Here is a 20609-nt window from a genome sequence, read left to right as displayed (position 1 = left end):
GCTTTTCAGGAGTTAAAAGACAGGAGAGACGTTATTCGCTTATGATTGGAGCATAAATGGGCATCGCAAGTCCAATAGCGGCTGTTGAGTCCGTTACATGCTAAATTGAGCCTAAAAGTGGCGAATAGCGGCATCTCAGTCCGTTAGGCTCGTCGGGCCAAACCGTTCTATCCAGCATCGCGTTGCACCACATGGTGCTGCAGTCTCTGCACTGCAATCTCTGCACTGCAATCCCTGCACTGCAATCCCTGCACTGCAATCCCTGCACTGCAATCTCTGCACTACAATACCCGCACCACCCGCTCACAACTCCCAAGCCGCAATCACCTTGTTCTTCCCCGTCCGCTTCGCCGTAATCTCAGCAGTATCCGCCTGCTCAATAAGCTGCTCAATGGAGCTAGGCTGGCACAGCTCCAAGGAGGAGACCCCCACACTGACGGTGATCGTATAAGGGCGCCCGTAGGCGAACTCTCTCTCTATCTCGCCCCGTAGCTGATGGGCAATCTTAAGGGCTTCTTTGCCGTCCGTTTTCGGTAAAATAAGAATAAGCTCCTCGCCGCCATATCGGCCCGCAATGTCGCTCTTCCTCAAATTGAACCGGAAAATATCAGCGATTTCCCGCAGCACTCTGTCCCCTTCGGGATGTCCGAATTCGTTGACTCTCCGGAAATTATCGACATCGATCATGATGACGGAGAGGTCCAGGTGATAGCGGCTGGCAAGCTCGAATTCTTCTCTCAGCTTCTCCATGAAATAACCCCGCAGGTAGAAGCCAGTTAGATTATCAATGACCATTTCGCGATGCAGAAGGACGTTGATGATATGCGGTTTGATGAAGGACAGGAAGTGTTCCATGTGCTGCTGCTTGGTTTTGGTCATGCCATCGACATGAACCTGCAAGGTGATCGCCTGATCGCCACGCTGGAATAAGGTGAAGACGAGCACGCAGTGATCTTCTCTTCGCGTCTGGTAGGCAATCAATTCGTCATGATCACGCAATCCCGAGGCGGTGACGAAAACCTTTTGCTTATAATGCAGCAGCTTGTAATTAATTGAAAGTTGAATGACCGGAAAGTAGTCGAACAAGGCCTTGGTCAGTCTCTGCATGGTCGTGGACAGATCCAGCGTTTCAGTCACTTGCTCGCTCAGCTCGATGATAATTTGTAAATCTAAGGAAAGAAGCAGCCATTGTTCGCGGTCGGCCATCATTTTCTGGACATACTCATCCTGCAAAATTGCGGGAACCGCTGGCGCATACGCAGGTGCAATCGCCTCTTCCATGGAGGCTGTCAGATAGGGATGCCAGGTTTCCTTTTGAATCATATGATAGCCGTTTAACGCCCGGCGCAAATACAGCATAGCCTGTTGGATATCGCCCTCGGCCATAGACCTCTCCGCAGAAAGTCTGTAATAATCTGGCCAAAAGACGTCATAAGCGTATCTTTTCAAGTAAGCTTCAAATTGGTCGAACCACTGGGTTACTCTCTCCGAATGCAGCTTGAGTAGAAGAGTCAGAAGTTCCCGATAAGCCCAGCCAGCGTAAAGGCCAGCATTATTTTTTGAAATAAATTGCTCAAAGAGCTGACATGCACATAGGGTGTTACCCAATCTTGTTTGGCGTAGTGCCTCTAGGAAAACAACATGGTTTTCATTCTCAAGCGTGTAGGGAATTTGAATAGGTTGATGCTGGCGAAAGGCAGCATAGCCCTGATAAACGGCCAATAAAGACTGGCCCCAATCGGTAATTTGCTGCTCAATTAGGCTGGTCTCTAACTGCTGGAATAACGCCCAATCCTCCCACTCCAGAGCGAATAAGAGCTGATTGGTCAAATAGCTCTCCGCCAAATCCTTGCGGCGCAGCTTGTCGACTTGCAGAACGCGTTCTTTATGGTACAAATAACTGGCGATATCGCCTTGATTCAAGGAAAGTTCCATCGCATTCAGATGGCCAACTTGCTCTTTAATGGTGTATCCGGAACGTTTGGCGCCTTCAATTCCACGATAGACATACGTATTGATGATCTTATTGTTGCTTTGATACGAATACACGTCATAAAGGCGCAGCATCAGATCGGTATGCGGTGAGGAATCGAGGAGCGGTTCAAGCTTCGCTGCAATCGACAGCGCCCATTCTTCTGCTTCTGGAAAATGGATTAACATATTAATCGTATAGTAATTCGTGATTTCTGCAAAATGGCGCAACGCAAGCATATGGCGATTCGGATAAACAACTTCGCTATAGAAGTTATGCAAGGTATGCATTTCTTCATCCTGCAGTGGAAAACAAAGATTGCTCGTATTAAGCAGAAATGCTGCGCGTACCCGATCCGTAAGCGGCTGCTTCTCATCATAAATAAAAGGGAAGAGCTCCTCGCGCAGCTGATAAACGTCTATATTATTTTGAATGATTCGTATAGACAGCCAACCAAAGCGATCTGAAATGGTTCCTGTTCGTTCATAGATGGTTAAAGCCAATTGTTCAGATAGCGCGAACTGGTTCAGCAAATTGTACATGCGGCTAAGCAGCCGATCCAGGAAAATGAGGTAGGGCCTCCCCAGTTTCTCGTATAAATATTTGATGCGCTCTAATATTTCGGCCTTTTGGCTGTAGGAGAGCAGTGTGCGAATCTGTCTGTAATATTTTAAAAGCAAATAGTATTCAACCTTGTATGCCCCTGCTTGACATGACAGCGTGATTAGCTGAGGCAATGCAAATGGGCGGTATCTGTACAGATATTTCAGTGCTGTTTGGTAATAGGACGCAAGTTGGTCCTCAGATAGCTGCTGCAGGACCAGCCCGCTAATATCATTGGAAATAAAGAGACTGTCATTGCGGCTGACATGCATAAGGCCAAACTCGGCAAGTCTAGTCACTGAAAGCAGAATATTGCCTGTATCCAGACGATTTGCGGTAAATAGAGATATTGCATGGACGGGCATAGGCAGGCAGCACAACAACCTCATAAGCTCTAGGTCCTTCTTATCCAGCAGGGCGATACGTTTCGCAATCAAGCGAAGGGGATTTAAGTGCTCATGATCTAGTTGAAATCTGGCTGTTTGCTCCCAACCGTTACAGGTGACTTGAATACTGTGGGTCTGGGTGAGTTCCTCCAAAATAATGCGGCAGTGGCTTGCGCTAATTTGATGTTCGTGCAGCCAGTTTTTTAACTGATTGACTAAAGCTTCGTCTGCTCGTCCAAATTGTGAAGCCAGCAACTGTTCATAAATGGCAGGGTCCGAGTGATGAATGTTAAGTACTTGGAAAGGTACCTCTGCGAATTGAGTAGGGACACGGCTTCCGCTGAAAATGAAATTCAGGCACTTCATCTCATGGCCATGTTCCCTCCAGAAATTGAGAAGAATGAGCTGGGAATCTTCATCAAAATGCTCGCAGTTTTCAAAGGTAAACACAAAGTTCTGAATGGGAAACAGTGGAATAACCGACATGAGAAATTGATGGAGCCACTCTGTCAGCAGATACAGGATGTCGTCGCCTTCGTAATGTTTCTTGAGCAGTTGATCAAATTTCCGGGCAAGGTTCCGCAGCATGGTAATGGACTCTGGCAGAATGTCGTAAGCTCTGTGCAGCGTTCTTGAGACTACTTCACGCAGTGTGGAATAGGGCAGTTCTTGCGAGACGATTTTGAAGTAATACCCTTTTTCAATGACCTCATTAATGTGCTGCGCGTATAAATCGAAACGAATAGCCTCATCTTCGCAGATGAGACCTAACAGTCGATCCTCATTCGATTTCAAAAAATCACGGAACCGCTCCTGCTGTTCATGCGAAATAGGGGAAGCGGCCGGGTGCAGCAATTTTGAGCTTATTTGGGTATTCGTAGCAGGCTGTGGTTCCGCTGGCAGATGCATATAGTCAAGTAGGACTGTGGCAATCTCGTCAGCAAATAGAAAGGTTTCAAGCTTAGCATGGAGCCGATCAGAGAGAGATTGCAAAGCAGCAGGTACAAGGCCGTTGTACATCGACTCCATCAAGAGGTGAATAGATTCAAAATCGGCAACTCGCGATAAAAGAAATCTTCGCGCATAGCGCGGAAATAAGCTGTATGGATAGTCGGTCAGCAAGTGATTGATAAACTCAATGGCGGAGGGGAATGGTTGGACATCAATAAGAATAGCTAGTGTTTTGGGATGAAAAAATAGCATGTCTGGCGACAAAAAGCCCATATAAAACTGTTTATTGTGTAATATTGAAAGCGCTTTACATAAGGGGATGAGAAGCTTCGTTTTAGATTCATCGGTTAGTTGCTCATTCTGCAATTGAGAAAAGGGGACAAAACCATCTGGTAAAGATGGAAGCTGTACAATCAGATCTCCGTCTAGGAGCTCCCAACTTGTTGGTTGACGGAAATAGTCGCCTTGAGCTGCTTCCGACCAAGAGATCAGACGGTTCTCAATTTGTTTATAAGGGAAGTAAGACCATAGCTTATGATTGAAATGCATTTCTGAAAAATCAAAAGTGTGAGAGTAAGTTAGATGTCGAGTTTCTGAGAAATTGCTTTGGGTTGTAGTATTCATCTTACTCCCTCTCCTTCTAAAGTATAGGGTTTCTGCATGTAGGGGGTCGGATATTTCGATCAATTAGGACTGATCTCTCAATTGTAACAAAAATAAAGTCGAAATGGGAGAAGAATTGCTGAAAATTTGCAGTGAAGTATCGCTGACTTTTAGGTGAAAAAGTAAGGGAGCCTGTCATTTTTCACTCTGCTTGGACATCTACCTGCTTGACCAGTAAATAAAGAGCCTAATTATTGAGAAACTAGGCATTGGTACATTCCTTGGACTAGGCATAGACGTATACTATCTCAAACCTAAAGAGGAGTTGACTTAATCAATGGCGTATCAACCGAATCAAACTAGCCAAGGAAAACAATTTCAGTGTCCCCCAGCTGACCCTATAATGACAAGTCCAGAAAGAATCGTAAGGGATTTCTATCACCCGCAAAAAGTTCAAGTTATTCACCCTATCCAAATCGTAAATAGACATCATTGTGTACCTGTGTATGAGCATGTGTGTACGTATGAAGAGACAGATGAGTATTGCGGTACTCACCCTCATCCGCACCAAGGCATGCTGCGCGACAAATAATGGTGGCACCCTAGTGAGAATCTGCGAAGATTCCAGCTAGGGTTTTTTTATCGATGGACGCCTTTTCCTGTATAATGAATAGATAGCTTTTTTGAGTGAGGGAGGTTCAGGCATGCATGAATTAGATGCTAAACCACAATTCGATCTGACGGCGCGCGGACCAGCTAGCACTCCAAAGGAGACAGGAACGTGCGCGGAATGGATCATCTATTTTGATAAGCAATATGCGAATGCAAAAGTATACAACGCTTTTAGCGTTGAGGAATTATATATGCGGGCATGGCGACAACTTAATCAGTTTGCTGACGATTGGGAGCTGACGATTAGGGGGATCTATGATATCCAAGTTGTCCTGTACCTAACTCAGCTGTGCGATGCTTTGGTTGATGCGAAGTCAGGTATGTATGACTTCTTTTATAATGCTGGTTACTTTTTCTCCAAAATTACGAAGCACAGCCACGAACAGCTGACAACCGTTATACGTAACATTGATATCGAACATGCACAGAGGAAGTACCCAGAGCATTTGAAGGAGATCGCGGCATACGTGGCCGTACAGGTTTCTAAGGAGGTAGCAGGGGATTCCAGAGGTAAATGGTTTGAGATCAGTAAACTGCTGTGGTCAGGTTTGTTGTATGATAAACAATTAGTAGCGGACGAGCTTATAAGATTAAGGAAGATTGCAGGCGATAGAGGGAGAAGTAAAACTGAACATGAAGCGGCTGTTATGGTGTTAGCTCATTTTGACATTTTGTCTGGTGAGGACGAAAATGCTTGGGATCGCGTCCTAACTGGACTTGATGTAATTGATCCAGGAGATTGGTTTGGGTATCTGAGATCTTTTGAGAAGGACGAGCAGTGGGATCGATTGTTGAAATGGCTCAGATGGCTTGGTCCTGCGATCCGCAAGGAAGTAATCTATCATGCAGTCGAGTATTTTGATTTGTGGGAAGAGGCGGCAGCGAGTAGTCCTGGCCTTGAAGAAGAATACAGGAAAGCCATGGTGGAACTTCTTCCGGGCAGTTATCTCAACTATTCTCGTTTCTTGCTGGAGAAAGAGGAGTATCAAGTATGGGCGGATTTGATGTTATTGTTAAGCATATCTCCCCTTCATATCGATTCTAATGAGCTGAAAATGGTTGAGAAAGCCGATGTTCGCGCACTGCTGCCGCTATATCATTATGCGATTGAAGAAATCCTTCAAGCTAAAAATCGTGAATCGTATAAACAAGCAGTCAAACTCCTCAAAAAGCTGGCGGCTGCCTATAAAAAGCTGAAACAAACGTCTAGATTTGAGGTGTATTTGGTGCAGCTTATCAAACAGTATGCACGGTACCGCGCATTTCAAGAGGAATTACGGAAAGGAAAGCTACTGTTATGATCAGCTTGTCACAGATACATATTCGAGTGCAAAAGCTCCCCACAGGGAGCTTCGCCTTCTATGGAGAGACAGAACAGGCCAATGAAGTACCAGGCTATGCGCTGCGAAAGCTGCTATTTGCTTGGCATGAAGGGTCCTTTTATGGCACACAGCTCGAAAGCATTCGAACCGGGTACGGTGAGTGCTTGGTTGTGACACCTTATATGGCCTTGAATTATTTGGCTGCACCACGCACTTTATTGCATGGGAAATTATCCTGGGATACAGATGTGCTTGCGATGAAAAAAGGAGCTGCACTGTTTAAAGAGGCGCTGGAAGCCGGCTGGTACATGCCTTCTTTCAGGCATTGGCTCCAAGGCGGCATGGGGTGGAAGCCGCAGCTGCCAGGTACGAGACTGGGAGAGCTTGAACAGCTATACAGTGGCCAGCAAGGAGAGGACTTCTGGCTTGATTGGTTTCATAGCGCAGCTTTGGAAATGGTGAAAGAAGCGCCTGAATCGGAGATGGCTAAGGCGTGGAACCGCCTATCGGAGGGAAATGCTCTTCTGCAAGAAGGGCCAACAGCCGAAGTGAGCTGGATGCAGGAGGATGATTGGCTGCTGGCGATTGGCTGGAAGCAGGAAGGCACACCCTACCGCATATGCGTGCAGCTCGTGGAGCCATATGCGGAAACCTATGTGGACGGGACGACGACGGCCAAAGATAACGGAGCTGACTGGCGCCTAAGATTTATCGCACAGGATCGTAAGGATGCCAATCATTTCGTGGAATTCAGTACGACAGGGAATAGTCTGGTGGGGAAAGTTCCTGAGGCGTGGCAGGATGGAATTGATGCTAGCATCCAGAATCAAACGAATCGGATGCTGCGTATTTTGCCACAGCTTGAAAGTGAGTTTCAGCAGGGGAAAATCGTAGAGCAGTTATCGGACGACCAGGCCTGGGAGTTTCTAACGGAATCGAGCTTGCTGCTCGCGGCTGCTGGCATCTCCGTTTTCCTGCCTTCGTGGTGGGGAGAGCTCAGCCGTACACGGCCCCAGCTGCGAGCGAAGGTGCGGAGCTCCGTGGGAACTTCGCGTAAACCGATGTTTGGCATGGATCACATTATCCAATATGACTGGCGAGTTGCAATGGGCGGTGTCGATCTATCTGAGGAAGAATTTCTTGAGATTACCGAGCAGAAGAAAAGGCTGATCTATATTCGCGGCAGATGGGTGCAGCTGAATCCTGCAGACATAGAGCAGATGAAAGCCGCGATGCGGCAGAGGGAGAAGAGGAAGGGATTCTCCTTCCGTGATGTTCTGGAGATGCAGTTTTCGGAGGACTCATCGGAGCAGGCATCTATCGTTTCTTCCACCGATGAGCGGAAGGAAGAGTTTAAGGTCCACCTTGAACTAAACGGTTCGCTCAGGACCTTGCTAAGGAAGCTCAATCAACGAGAATCGCTGCCGTTGGTTCAGGTTGATGGATTGGAAGCTGATCTAAGGCCTTATCAGGCGGAAGGGGTGTCGTGGCTCCTTTTTCTACGAGAGATTGGCCTAGGTGGTTGCCTGGCGGATGATATGGGACTTGGGAAGACGGTGCAGTTTATAGCTTATTTGCTGGCGGTGAAAGCTGCTGCCAAGAATGCTGAGCAATCAACAGCTCAAGTCCAAGCAGAGTTGAAATCTAGTGTGAGCAGAGTTCCTTCGCTGCTTGTTTGCCCAACCTCGGTGCTTGGCAACTGGCAAAAAGAGCTTGAACGCTTCGGGCCATCTCTTAACATACATCTCCATTACGGTGCACAGCGTACCAAGGGGGATGCGTTCGAAGCTTCTGTGGCAGGCGCAGACCTTGTAATAACCTCATACAACATTGCCCTGCTGGATGAGGAAGAATTATCGAGCTTGACCTGGAACACGCTTTGCTTGGACGAGGCCCAAAATATCAAAAACGCTTATACGAAACAATCCCAAGCCATTCGCGGACTGAATGCGCACCACCGTATCGCCTTGACGGGTACGCCTATGGAGAATCGGTTGACCGAGCTTTGGTCGATTTTTGACTTTATTAATCCAGGGTATCTCGGTACGCTGCGCCATTTCACTCATCATTACGTGGGACCTATTGAAAAAAGCACCGACGGCGCTCCGGGACTGACTTCACGCGTTCAGCGATTGATCCGCCCATTCTTGCTGAGGCGGGTCAAAAAGGATCCGGCGATTCAGTTGAGTCTGCCTGAAAAAGTGGAGTCCAAAGCTTATGTAGCTTTGACAACGGAGCAGGGGGCACTCTACGAGAACGTCGTGCAGACTTTGATGGAAAGAATCGATAGTCTCTCCGTTATGGAAAAGAAAGGGCTGATTCTGGCTTCCTTGATGAAATTGAAGCAGATTTGTGATCATCCTTCCTTGTTCCTGAAGGAAGGAGATCGCGCGGGGGCTGGGGCAGCCTCCGCTAGGGCGGTGCGCTCAGCGAAGCTGGAGCGCCTGCTTGAAATGATCGACGAACTAAGAAGCGAAGGAGGCGGCTGCCTCATCTTCACTCAGTTCGTCGAGATGGGCCACCTCCTGCAGCGCGTTATCGCGCAGGAGCGGGGGGAACCCGTGCTGTTTTTGCACGGGGCTGTGGCTAAGGCGAAGCGCGATGAGATGATCGCGCGCTTCCAGGACGACGCGCTCCCGGAGGCGGAGCGCTGCAGGATCTTCATCCTCTCGCTGAAAGCAGGAGGAACTGGTTTAAACCTCACCGCGGCCAACCATGTTTTCCACTACGACCGCTGGTGGAACCCCGCCGTGGAAAACCAGGCCACGGACCGGGCCTTCCGCATCGGGCAGAGCCGCGATGTGCAGGTGCACAAGTTCATCACGTTGGGTACGCTCGAAGAGCGTATCGATGAGATGATTGAACGCAAAAAAGGCCTCAGCGAACAAATTGTCGGCTCCGGTGAGAACTGGGTCACCGAGATGTCGACGAGTGAGCTGCGGGAGTTGTTTGCGCTCCGGCGGGAGTGGGTGGAGAAATAAAAATGATACACAAAAGAAGAGGCTATCTCTCAGGTCTAGTTAGACCTTTTGAGACAGCCTCTTCTTTTTTGCTATTTTGGAAAGTTTGTACCAATAATTGCTGCAATGTATTGCTGCTCAGCAGGATCTTTTGCAATTAATTTATCCTGTAGAGCTTGATCATTCTTGCCTTGTTTCTGTAAGGCTGCCAAGTACCATCTGATCAGAACACGATTCGTTTGATCATCTAGCTTGTCCGTGATATAGGGTTGAATCGTTGCAGCAGAACCAGCATAATCTCCACGCATGTAGCCGATTTGCCCGACATTCAAAGCCATATTTGGTGTAACCGCAAATTCACGGCCCTGTGCTTGCTCCTTAGGCAAGTTCTTCAGGGAGTCAACACGAGCAAGAACTTCTTTGTAGGTTGCAAGAGCATCATCCAGTCTTTTATTGTACTCTTGCGTGTTATTCTTTGTATTAGCTTGATTCGCAAGGTCAATATTCAAAGAAATACTTTTTTCATACATTTCCGTGTACCAAGGGTAGTTTGGAATTTGAGAATTAGACCAGTTTAGCGCATCTTCGTGTTTCCCTTTAAGCAGAAGCATATTAAGCTGCTGCATGGCCACAATGCGGTTATGCGGCTCTTTTTTCAATAATTGATTTAGTAGATCTTGAGCTTGAGTGAAAAAAGGTTCTGCTTTTTTCGGATCTTCTTTCTGCATCTGATTATAGACCTGAAGCAGAATGCCGATTCTGCTGACTTGGCCTGTTAATAAATAATCTGGATGAGCAGGATGTAGAGAGATCGCTTTGTCCAACGGCTTAATAATTTGACCATAATCTTGACTTGTTTTGATAACCTCAAGCGTTTGTCTATAAGAACCGTTCGCTGAGACGAGTTGAACAGAAATATAAAACATCACAATCGACAAAATTGCCAGCAGCGCCGGGAATGATTTGTGAATCACAGCAGAATCCGTTTTAAAACGAAGCGGTGCTGAAGAACTGTTACTAAGCAGCCCGCCAAGAGCAAGAAATAGAATGGCGCCTAAGTACACATAACTCAAATCGAAGTCAATCATACTGTGAACCAAGAGAGAAATCGTTACAATGAAAAATAGGAAGTGCAGATCTCGTTTCTCCTGAGAACTTCTGATGTAGCTTCGTATATAGAACACCATAACAGCAATTACGAAGCCTACAAAGGCAAGGAACCCAAGTGCTCCCGTCTCGACCAAGTATTGAAGGGCGAAGTTATGAGCCTGTCGGCTTGTGTATGGATTGTTTTGATATTTCTCATATAAAGAAGCCCATGCACCACCACCGGCACCAATAATCGGATAATCGGTCCAAAGTTTAACAGCGTCTTTGTAGAACGTTCCACGCTCTAGAACACTGTGTTGTTGGAAGTTAATATTCTCGACCCGCGTTTTTACATTGTCAGGAAGAATGTTTTTGAATCCAGTGTCGTTTAGGATTAGGATGGCTCCTAGAACACCAATAAGGATAGCCGCTATAGGTAGAATGAAAGTAGCATATTTCTTAGTATCAAATCGGGCTGTGACTCGCTCTAACCATGGAGCTACGAAGAGCTGAATAACGATAGCTAGCACAGTGAAAACTACAGAAGCAATGAGCAGAATTGACCAACCGTGCCATGATTCTGAAGCACTAGGCTGTTTCTGTAACCCGATTCCGATATCCGTTACTTTTTGTAGAATTAGGATAGACGTTAGGAAAGCTAGTCCAAACTGAAGGAGTGCTAGAATCTGTCTGCTGATTGAAAAGAAGAAAAGCATAATCAAGAAAACGACTGGAATAACTACGATCGCACCGCGAGACAGCGTCAGCCAGAATGAAACAAGGATTGGTACCAACAAGAACGCATGCGGTAGAATTGTTTGCCACTTGCGAGATTTCACAAGGAAGAACAACGCTCCGAGCGATAAGGTAATTAAGAAGGCCGCATAGGTATTCGCGTATTGGAAAACGGAAGTTAAACGCAGACCATTCGAGTCTGTCATGATCGCATCACGATACATATTTGGTGTGGCTACATCCATCAAGGCGAACCATCCAACTAGGCGTCCAGCAAAGCTTCCATTGCCCAACCAGTACAAAAGTCCGAAGAGAACGATGAAATATCCTGAGATCATAAGTAAAGTAGCAACAATCGACGTACCAAGCTTGTTTTTTGTCAGAAATACACCTAAAATGAAGAAAGTTGCATACAGCATTTGGATGTAGACCATATTCGTTGCCAAATAGTGCGAGGCCGAGTTCGACAAAGAAATGACATAAGTAAGAGGCATAATGAATACTAGAATCGTCATTACATCTTTGTGTTCCTTAAGCTTGAAGACAAAAAAAGCAAGGATTGCAATCAGCAGCATGATGATAGAGGACCATACCGAAGCCGAGTAGATCGAGCGCTCGAAATCATACGTTCCTCCATTGAACAACGCCCGCTGAAACGGCGCCCAGAACATGAATAAGCCCGTAAATGCAACCAAAATCCAAAAAATAACAGAGCTTTTCTCTGTTGTTATCGTTCCACCCGCTTTTGCACGCGACGCCGCGTAGGCATTCTTACTGGCACTCATTAAGACAGTCTCCTTCTTCGCTAAAGTTCGACTTTATTTTAGCATACTGGAAGAGGGTTTCCAAATGTAAATCGTATGCACTTTTTAATTTACAATGAATTTTAATAAAATAAGGTTTGGGTGATTTAATGAAAGAAATCTTGTTTTTTTTCAAAGATCTTTTTAATAATAGATTACTAGTTTGGGATTTATCAAAAAAAGATTTTCAAAATAAATTTACTGGATCATATTTGGGAATTATATGGGCTTTTATTCAACCTTTCATAATGATATTAATTTACTGGTTTGTTTTTCAAGTTGGATTTAAATCTACTTCTGTAAGTGATGTTCCATTTGTCATTTGGCTTTTATCTGGAATGATACCATGGATATATTTTACGGATAGTGTTTTTAATTCTACAAATTCTATAGTGGAGAGTAGTTATCTTGTAAAAAAAATAGTCTTTAATGTAAGGATTCTCCCTCTTGTTAAGGTAATATCTGCTGCTTATATTCATCTGTTTTTTATAATAGTTTTACTAGCCATGCTATTTATTTATGGTTTTAGCTTTAATTTAGCATACCTACAGATCTTTTATTACTTTATTGCTCTGTTTTTACTAGTACTTGGTATTGGATTGATTTCTTCATCATTAATAGTATTTATTAAAGATATAGGACAAATTATTAGTATGTTGTTACAATTTGGTTTTTGGTTAACCCCAATCTTTTGGTCAATGCAACAAATTCCTGAGCAGTATCAATTCCTGTTAAAGCTTAATCCTATGTATTATATAGCCAATGGTTATCGCGAAACCTTTCTTACCCATGTTTATTTTTGGGAGCATCCAGTTCTAACATTATATTTTTGGGTTGTAGTATTAGTATTTCTTAGCGCTGGAATTATATTGTTTTCAAAATTAAGATCACATTTTGCGGATGTACTGTAAAAGGAGATAAAAAATATATATGAATGAAAATGAAGAAAGTATAAAAGTGATTAACGTAACTAAAAATTATAAATTATATAATAAACCTATTGACCGCTTACAGGAATCTCTTAGTTTCTCGGGAAAAAGGTATCACAACCTTTTCACTGCTTTAGATAATGTTAGTTTTTCCGTTCAAAAAGGCGAGACGGTAGGGTTGTTGGGCAAAAATGGTTCTGGTAAGTCTACCTTACTTAAAATTATTACAGGCGTTCTATCTGCAACATCAGGAAATTGTAAAGTTAATGGGAAAATCTCCTCAATTCTAGAGCTTGGAGCAGGCTTTAATATGGAATATACAGGCATTGAAAATATATATATGAATGGAACAATCCAGGGATTGAATAAAAAAGAAATTGATCAACGCCTTGAGGGAATCCTAAGCTTTGCAGACATTGGAGATTTTATAAATCAGCCAGTTAAACTTTACTCAAGTGGTATGTTTGCAAGGCTTGCATTTGCTTTATCGATTAATGTTGATCCAGATATTCTAATCGTAGATGAGGCATTGGCTGTAGGTGATATTAAATTCCAAACTAAATGTTTCAATAAATTTAACGAACTTAGGCAAAATGGCGTGACTATATTATTTGTTAGCCATGATATAACCCTAATAAGAAACTTTTGTACAAAAGCAATTTGGCTAGATACTGGTAAAGTAAGAATGATCGGAGATACTGTGGAGGTAACTGCAGAGTATACCAAATTTATCAACATGGATCATTCAGTCACTAAAGAAAATGAAGGCTCTAGTAATTCGACGGATATCTTACAAATTCCTAAAACTATATTTGAACCAATAAGTAGATGGGGAGAGTATCCAAATTTAATAAATTACGTCGAACTTTTTAATAGCAAAAATGAGCCTACGAGTTTTTTTACCTTAAATGAAAAGATTTCATTAAAAGTAATCACATATGTTCCAGATGGTGTAGAATTAAAGAATCTGAGCATAGCTTTTTCTATAAAAAATACTCTAGGTATTGATTTAATTGTTTCTACAACATATGAAAATGATATAGTTATCACAAAAAATAAATGTTATATAGAAACAATATTTGTTTTTGAGAATTATCTTACAAATGGCGAATATGTGATTAATGTGGCTGTAGAAAATAGAGGTAATACGATTCCCGAATATTATGATTACATTGAAGGTGCAAAATATTTTAAAAGTTCTTCTAAGAAACAAGTATTTGGCATGTTTAATGTACCAGTAGAACAAAAAATTGTGTATTTAAGGGAGTAATCCAAATGAAAAATATTGATTTGAACTCTCAAGATTATTGGAATGAGAGATTTGTCAACGATTGGGATTCAAAAGGTGGAAGAAGTCAAACAAAATATTTCGTGAATCTTGCTTTAGATCTTATTCCCTCTCAAATTTTAAACGTTATTAAAAAAAACAGTTTGAGCGTACTAGATTGGGGATGTGCAGAAGGGGATGGAACAGCCGTATTGGCAAATAGATTGTCCTCATCAGAACTATATGGTCTAGATTTTGCTCATGAAGCAATTTTAAAAGCAAAAAGCCACTATAATAATATTTCTTTTATTGATGGTAAGCTAGAAGATCAAAATAAAGTGTATGATATTATTTTCACTTCAAATTGCTTGGAACATTATGAAGATCCGAGTGCTTGGATGCATTATTTGGCAAAATGGACGAAAGAATTACTAATAATATTAATCCCTTTTCAAGAGTATGTGAGAATTGACGAACACTTTTTCACTTTTGATTATTCAAATATTGGTTTGTCAATTAATAACTTTAAACTTTTATATCATAAAGTGATTCCTACAGAAGCAGAATTTTGGCCTGGTCAGCAGGTATTATTGATTTATGCTAATAAAGATTCTGATATTTACGATTCGTTAAATTTAGATATTTATCAACCATCTAAAAATGTTGAGAATTATTACTCCGATGCTATAGCGAGACTAAAAGCAGAGATTGAGAAGAGAAATGAAATAATCTCTTATATTAAACAAGAAAATGATACAAACTCTAAATGGATAAATGTATCAAAAGAAGAAGTGGAGAAGCGTGAGATCAGTATTACTTTCTTGAAAAATGAAATTGAAGAGAAAAACGAATGGATTACTAAGCTTACTGAAGAAGTGAAGAAACGTGAGATTAGTATTACTTTCCTGCAAAAAGAAATTGAAGAGAAAAACAATTGGATAGCTAGCCTTACTGAAGAAGTTCAGAAACGCGACCATAGTGTATCTTTTCTAAAGGAAGAAATACAAAACAAGGATGAATGGATAAATAAGCTCCAGGAAGAAGTATTACTAAGAGATGAAAGTGTAGCAAGCTTAAAAAAAGAAATTGAATCCTTAAAACAGATGAAATAAAAAATGCATAAGTTTAACAATTAATCTGGAAATGAGGAAGAAAAATAATGTTTGATCAAGTTGATAAGGGAAATAATGAGCTTAAAACAAAGCAATATATTATTGACAAGATACAACTCGCATATGAACAAAACACTCATTCTTTAATTCAACTAACGAGAGATATCGAACGAGCTCAAAATACAAAAGCTTGGAAAGTAATGTGTGTTTTGAGAAGGTTAAATGAACAGTTCATTAAGGGTGAAAAGAGTGAGAAAAGAAAATTTGTTAAATGGATATATAATAAAATATCAGGAAAACCTATAGTTAAAGATTTGGAATTATCCAAGTTTAATCCTTTTGAAAATGTTAAGGATATAGTGAAAATTGATAGTTTGGAACTAGAATATGAAGCAGATCAATTATTCCCAGTGTCCTCTGTTAGCAATTATGAGAACGAAATGTTGAATATTGATTACTATTATTTTGATGTCTTTAGATTTCCAGTAATCGAGTGGGACTTTAGATGGCAAAGACCACAACAAATCTCCGTTCAATTTGCGGAAAATGGCCACCGCGTGTTTTATTTTTCAATTGATACAGCAGATTTAAATAATCCTAATCTGACAAGAGAAGAAGTAGAAAAACAGGTCTCAATAAAAAAATTACACAATAATGTTTGGGGAGTTAAGTTGTGTTCTAATAATCGTCTAAACGCTTATCGAGATGTTATTGGTGATCCAATTGACTTAAAATATCTTAATTGGTCAATTGATCATATTAAAAATAAATTTAAGATATCAAATACTATTTCAATTTTAGATCTGCCATTTTGGTCTGATTTAGCGCATACTTTAACAAATAATAAAATAATCTATGACTGCATGGATGAACACGAAGGGTTTTCTACTAACTCAGCAGGTATGCTATCAAAAGAAGAAGTTTTGATTCGTTCATCTGACATGGTAGTGACATCATCATCTAAACTATTTGAAAAAGCAATATTGAAAAATAGTAATACTATCCTTATTAGAAATGCAGGAGAGTATGAACACTTTTCTTCTAAGACTGAACAGATCCCACTAGAATTATCCACACTAAAAGGTCCAATTATTGGATACTATGGGGCTATTTCTGATTGGTTTGATATTAAGTTAATAGAATATCTAGCCAAAAGAAATGCTGATTGGAATTTTATTTTAATTGGAGATACATTTGGGTGCGATATTACTGAGGTTTCAAACTTGAAAAATGTAATTTTAACTGGTGAGAAACCTTACACACAATTACCTCAATATTTAAATTGTTTTGATGTTTGTATTATCCCTTTCCTTGTAAATAATCTTACTCTTGCTACAAACCCCGTTAAAATATATGAGTATCTTGCTGCCGGAAAGCCTGTAGTTTCAGTTAAATTGCCGGAGTTAGAATTGATATCGAATGTTGTAGGTCTTGCATCTAATTATGAGGAATTTGAAAGTCTAATACAAGTTTCACTAAAAACTAACGATCAATCTTTGATTGATAAAAGGAAAACATTTGCATCTTTAAATACATGGTTAAATAGATATGAGGTATTCAAAGATGAGATTAATCAAAGGTTTTTCCCGAAAGTTAGCATTATTATTATTACGTACAATAATTGGCCGTATACAAAACAATGTTTACAAAGCTTACTTGGAAATAACGATTATCCAAATCTTGAAGTGATTATAGTTGATAATGCCTCTACTGATGAAACCAAGGCTCAATTGTCTCGGGTAAATGATCCCAGGGTCAGTGTACTTTATTCTTCAGTCAATTTAGGATTTGCAGGAGGAAATGCACTAGGATGTAAGAATTCTACTGGTGAGTTTATTATCTTACTAAATAATGATACTATCGTCACTCAAGGTTGGATCCAAAAATTAATAAAGCCATTAAGAGAGAATTTGGAAATTGGTTTAGCCGGTCCTGTTTCAAATTCTGTTGGTAATGATCAGATGTTAGATTTTTTTGTTGGTGATTCTTTATCAGGTGCGGATCCTGAATGGTTAGCTGAATTCTATGCTCAATACAAAGGTAGAATTAGATATACGAATTTATTAGGTTTTTTCTGTGTGGCATTCAGAAGAGATGTTTATAATAAAATTGGTGACTTGGATAGTAATTATAAAATTGGGATGTTTGAAGATGATGATTATTGTGAAAGAGTTAGGAATAATGGATATAAATTGGCTATTATAGAGGATGCATTTGTTTATCATCATGGTAGTGTGAGTTTCAAAAAACTTGAAGATAAGAAATATAGAGAAATTTGGGAATTTAATAAAAATTATTTTGAACAAAAGTGGTCTAAGACTTGGACATTTCCTAACCCCCCCGACAGCATATTTTCAGGTGTACATGATAGTTCTGAAATAGGCAAATACATTAAGGAACAAAACAAAAAGAATATACTTATTGTTGGAGACGGCATTTGGAATAACGATGAAAAAAGATCGAAAAAAATAACGAAACATCTTGGTGGCGATGACGAACTATTAATAGTGAATTTTGTTACTAGTTATCACAACACTAATATTTCAGGAATTCGAAAATATGGGCCTAATATTTATTTTACAAATCGGATTGATTTTTTTGAAAGTGTTGTCTTTGATGCGATTATATACTGTGGCAGTACTTTATTAGATCAAATGAAAGCGCATCGTGTCATTCTTGATGAATTATCATATTCTAATTCAGAAACTTATATGAAATTAAAAACATACAATAAACAAGTAACAATGTTCAACAGTGAAGATATTAACGGAATTTTGAATTAAAGGGAGTGCAGAGTAGTGAAGTTCGGTAAATTATTTAGGTTAATACGCCATCCTAAAACTTTAATAAGAAAATTGTTGCATCGGTTACCTAAGGTTTACCGAAACAAGCTCCTGCGCTTTCCTAATGAGAAAATGATAGAGTCCCAAATGAAGAATATGTTGGCAAGGAAATTAAAAAATCCGATAATAATTTTCCCTTCGCCATCATGTCCTTGGGGTTATTTATTTCAAAGACCCCAACAATTAGCGAGAGCATTTGCGAACTTAGAATACACCGTAATCTATTTAGTTGATACAAGTTTTGTAGGAGCCCCAGATTGGGGTGTTCGGGGATTATTTCAAATAGAGAAAAACCTATATTTGTATAACGATGGATTTGATGGCGAATTTCTAAAGAAATCCCTAGGAAATGAAAAAATATTAATTTGGCAATACTGGCCTCATCAGAGGAGCAATATCAAAGAACATATTTATAATACGAATTCTATTCAGATATATGATTGTATTGATCATATTAATACATTTGATAATTATAATGAAATCCAAACCGATTTTGAAATTTCTTTAATGAAATCAGATTATATTCTTGCAACTGCAAATGGAATTGCAAAAGACTTACTTCAACTAGGTTATAAATCTCTGTTAGTACCAAATGGAGTTAATATTGATGACTTCTTGCATATTAAAACAACTGTATGGGAAGATCTGGATGAGTTAAGACAAAAGTCTAAAGTTATTGTCGGTTATTATGGAGCAATTGCCAATTGGTTTGACTTTACTACAATTAGATATGCTGCTGAAATGAAACCTGATTGGACATTTCTAATCGTTGGTGAAGTCTATCCTGATGTGGAAAAATATGTTCAGGAGTTAGCTGGAAATTGCAGGAATGTTTTATTCAGATCAAGAGTTACATATGAATATATTCCACAGCTACTTTCTTACTTTGACATAGCAGTATTACCATTCAAAATCAATGAGATTACTTTGAATACTTCTCCAGTTAAAATATTTGAATACTTAGCTGGTGGTAAGCCTGTCGTTAGTTCAAATTTACCTGAAGTGAGTAAAATATCTTCAGTTTTAATAAGTAATAATAAGATTGAATTCTATGAGAAACTACTTGAGGCTGAAAGTCTAAAAAATAATGAACTATTTAGAATGAGTCTAATAAAAGAGGCAGAAGAGAATACTTGGGAAAAAAGGTTAAATAAAGTGTTGTCTCGAGTGGAGGAGTTACTTTGAGCAACAAGAGAATTGTACTTTTTGATAGGTTAGATTCAGAAATTAATCCAGGTGGCGATACTGTTCAGATTAAGGCAATAGCTGATTTTTTAAGAAATAAAAATCATAGAGTAGTGATAGCTAAAAATTACGAAATGGATTTTACATTGTATGATATTGCAATAGGATTCAATCTAACGTTACCATTTGAAGCTTATCTACAATCTCAAATTGCTAAGCAGAATAATCTTCCATTTATTTTTTTTCCGGTTTTTTGGGATTTAAGCAAATTGAAAATGGTTGATATAATTTCATTTAGAAAAATATTACTAAATATATTTCCTAAAAGATTCATTTTTTATTTGAAGAGTAGATATTTTCTTAGAAAATATGATTGGCTTATCAAATCATTAGATATAAAAATCAATTTTGACAAAAAAAATAGCATGATTAACGAGATACTAAACGAGTGTTCGCTAATATGTCCAAATTCTATTGCTGAGCTTGAGCATTTAATAGATAATTTTTCAGTTGATAATCTACAAGAAAAGTCAATGGTAGTTAAAAATGGTATCGAAACTGCCCAACTTTTATCTTCTTTGCAAGATGAAGAAGAAAAATATTCATTTCTGCCACAAAGATTTATTTGTTGTGTTGGCGGAATAGGCCCAAGAAAAAACCAATTAAGTCTAGTGAAAGCTGCGAATAAAACAAGCATACCTTTAATTATTATTGGCAAAGCCGCTAAACATGATGAAGCATATGAAAGTTATATAAAAAAAATTGCTAAACCTAATATTATTTTTCTTAACCACTTAGAACGTCAAGAAATTCCTAAAATATTAAAAAAGGCACATGGTCATATACAACCAAGTTATATTGAAACACCAGGTCTTTCTTCTCTGGAAGCTGGGTTGTTAGGATGTAATATTGGTGTCGCAAATACCGCGCCAGTTAAAGAATATTTCGGTGATTATGCGAATTATTGCGACCCATACAATGTGGGTTCCATAAAAGATTGTCTTGAACTTTTGTATAATAATGAAAAGAATAATGCGTTAAGTCATTTTATTGCTGAGAAATATGATTGGTGTAATGTACTTGATAAATTTAATACTGCATTAAAAGAAGTTAATGCGGATCGATTTTGTAGCAGATGAACTTTTACTTCATACGTTTTAATAGGAATAGAATAACA

The 20609-nt window shown here is 40.0% G+C and carries 11 protein-coding genes; 9 read left to right on the top strand and 2 right to left on the bottom strand.

The window, feature by feature from the left end; all coding sequences use genetic code 11:
* Positions 1 to 303: 303 nt before the first annotated feature.
* Positions 304 to 4536 carry a GGDEF domain-containing protein gene (locus GQF01_RS16720; protein ID WP_161407872.1) on the bottom strand — a complete coding sequence of 1411 codons (4233 nt, stop codon included), beginning with the start codon at positions 4534 to 4536 and terminating at the stop codon, positions 304 to 306.
* A 382-nt stretch (positions 4537 to 4918) separates the two neighbouring features.
* Here GQF01_RS16720 and GQF01_RS16715 point away from each other — a divergent pair, with 382 nt between their 5' ends.
* From GQF01_RS16715 to GQF01_RS16705, 3 genes are all read left to right on the top strand, one after another.
* Positions 4919 to 5107, top strand: coding sequence for a hypothetical protein (locus GQF01_RS16715; protein ID WP_157317857.1), 189 nt, complete (start codon positions 4919 to 4921; stop codon positions 5105 to 5107).
* Between the two features lie 112 nt (positions 5108 to 5219).
* Positions 5220 to 6488 (top strand): hypothetical protein, encoded by a 1269-nt coding sequence (locus tag GQF01_RS16710; RefSeq protein WP_161407871.1) that lies wholly within the window; start codon positions 5220 to 5222, stop codon positions 6486 to 6488.
* Positions 6485 to 9490 carry a DEAD/DEAH box helicase gene (locus GQF01_RS16705; protein WP_161407870.1) on the top strand — a complete coding sequence of 1002 codons (3006 nt, stop codon included), beginning with the start codon at positions 6485 to 6487 and terminating at the stop codon, positions 9488 to 9490. Before GQF01_RS16710 ends, GQF01_RS16705 begins: the two co-directional genes overlap by 4 nt.
* Positions 9491 to 9561: 71 nt before the next feature.
* Here GQF01_RS16705 and GQF01_RS16700 read toward each other — a convergent pair whose 3' ends face one another.
* Positions 9562 to 12078: an O-antigen ligase family protein gene (locus tag GQF01_RS16700; RefSeq protein ID WP_161407869.1), complete on the bottom strand. Its 2517-nt coding sequence runs from the start codon at positions 12076 to 12078 to the stop codon at positions 9562 to 9564.
* 128 nt (positions 12079 to 12206) lie between these two features.
* Between GQF01_RS16700 and GQF01_RS16695 the strand changes: the two genes are divergently transcribed.
* From GQF01_RS16695 to GQF01_RS16670, 6 genes are read left to right on the top strand one after another with little or no spacing between them, the layout of a single operon-like run.
* On the top strand, positions 12207 to 13007 hold the full coding sequence (locus tag GQF01_RS16695) for an ABC transporter permease (RefSeq protein ID WP_161407868.1): 801 nt from the start codon (positions 12207 to 12209) through the stop codon (positions 13005 to 13007).
* 19 nt (positions 13008 to 13026) lie between these two features.
* On the top strand, positions 13027 to 14295 hold the full coding sequence (locus GQF01_RS16690) for an ABC transporter ATP-binding protein (protein WP_161407867.1): 1269 nt from the start codon (positions 13027 to 13029) through the stop codon (positions 14293 to 14295).
* 5 nt (positions 14296 to 14300) lie between these two features.
* Positions 14301 to 15404 carry a class I SAM-dependent methyltransferase gene (locus tag GQF01_RS16685; RefSeq protein ID WP_161407866.1) on the top strand — a complete coding sequence of 368 codons (1104 nt, stop codon included), beginning with the start codon at positions 14301 to 14303 and terminating at the stop codon, positions 15402 to 15404.
* 47 nt (positions 15405 to 15451) lie between these two features.
* Entirely contained in the window at positions 15452 to 18187 is a 2736-nt protein-coding gene (locus GQF01_RS16680; RefSeq protein ID WP_161407865.1) for a glycosyltransferase, read from the top strand.
* Between the two features lie 15 nt (positions 18188 to 18202).
* Positions 18203 to 19432, top strand: coding sequence for a glycosyltransferase (locus GQF01_RS36855; RefSeq protein ID WP_161407864.1), 1230 nt, complete (start codon positions 18203 to 18205; stop codon positions 19430 to 19432).
* A complete protein-coding gene (locus GQF01_RS16670; RefSeq protein WP_161407863.1) occupies positions 19429 to 20571 on the top strand; it encodes a glycosyltransferase in 1143 nt (380 codons plus the stop codon). Before GQF01_RS36855 ends, GQF01_RS16670 begins: the two co-directional genes overlap by 4 nt.
* The last annotated feature ends 38 nt before the right edge of the window (positions 20572 to 20609 follow it).

The sequence above is a fragment of the Paenibacillus silvestris genome, from assembly GCF_009882985.1.
GTDB lineage: Bacteria > Bacillota > Bacilli > Paenibacillales > NBRC-103111 > Paenibacillus_E > Paenibacillus_E silvestris.
The sequence above is the reverse complement of the archived record's forward strand: the minus strand, read 5'-3'. Positions and strand labels throughout refer to the sequence as shown.